Origin of the sequence: Halomicronema sp. CCY15110, from assembly GCF_016888165.1 — a bacterium.
Taxonomy (GTDB): Bacteria; Cyanobacteriota; Cyanobacteriia; order Phormidesmidales; family Phormidesmidaceae; genus Halomicronema.
The window spans coordinates 1-1,129 of sequence record NZ_JACSWC010000111.1 but is presented as its reverse complement, the minus strand read 5'-3'; the positions used below and the strand labels follow the sequence as shown (position 1 = coordinate 1,129).

The following is a 1,129-nucleotide window of genomic DNA, read 5'->3' as shown; positions in this document are numbered from 1 at the left end:
TAAAGTACCCGTTCAATCCGGTTGCGACTTCGCTCAACCTACCAGTATCGAGAGTTGAGCGGAGTCGAAACTCGGTTCATGGGAATCTTTTTTGCGTGCAAGTCCCTAATCTGAAATCAATGAGAGCTTGGCCCTCATTGACCTGGTGTGGAACAGGGCTAGATGCCAGTCCGCGCCTCCTGATGCTTCAGTCCAGTAAGGCTCAATCTCACACGAACTCAGGGAGAGCCAAGAGCTTTTAGAAATGCTTTTGCGCGACATTAATCTTCGCACAGACTTTGGGGAGCCCCTTGAGTCGTGACTGCCGCAACCAAGACTGAATGCACAGACAACAGTCAGTTTGGCCGACTTCAAGGACCGCTTGAGCAGATTTTATTCTGGCATGATTTCTAACGCAGGTGGACTGCTTTGGGCTAGATGTTGATCAAAGGCTGCTTTAAGTTTGCTCCGCAATAATCTGGGAACATGCAAGTGCTTACCGGGCTTCACACGAGTCATGGTGCGAATTACGAGATTGTGCGCGTCAAAGCTTTCGAGTCCTTCAATTTGGGTGGGTTCTAATACGTCTAAACAGTCAACTTTAAGTTGTTCGCCCACTCGGTTAATAAGTTGATAAACCTGCTCTAATTCGATGCCCGCTGGAACGGGAACATCGACCTTGGCATAGGTGTAATGCTTTGAATAATTCACAATCGAGCCAATGTCGCCGTTACGGATAATCTGCAATTGACCATCGGGATGGCGGAGGTGGGTGGTGCGGAGTTCGATCGCTTCCACTTCTCCCTCGACCATGCGCTCTTCTACCTTGCCCGCTTCAATGTAATCGCCGACCAGGTAGTAGTTTTCAAACAGAATAAAGAAGCCACACACGATGTCGTTGATCAGGTTTTGGGCTCCAAAGCCCACCGCCAAACCCACAATTCCTGCCCCTGCCAAAATGGGCGCAGGATTGATTCCCACAAGATTCAGCACCATGACGCCCCCCACGAAATAAGTGACGTATTTCAGGATGCTTTTGAGTAGGGGAATAATGGTGAGGCGGCGCTGGCGTTGTAATACCAATTCCCTATGAGGTGAAGCAGAATATAGGAGTACTGATTTCAAGCACAAAAGATGGCTCGTCCACTCA

At 49.2% G+C, this 1,129-nt stretch carries 1 protein-coding gene; it reads right to left on the bottom strand.

Going from position 1 to position 1,129, the window contains the following annotated elements:
- Positions 1–372: 372 nt before the first annotated feature.
- Positions 373–1,129 (bottom strand): mechanosensitive ion channel family protein (locus JUK32_RS01630; protein WP_204137110.1); only part of this gene is annotated, 757 nt, incomplete at its 5' end.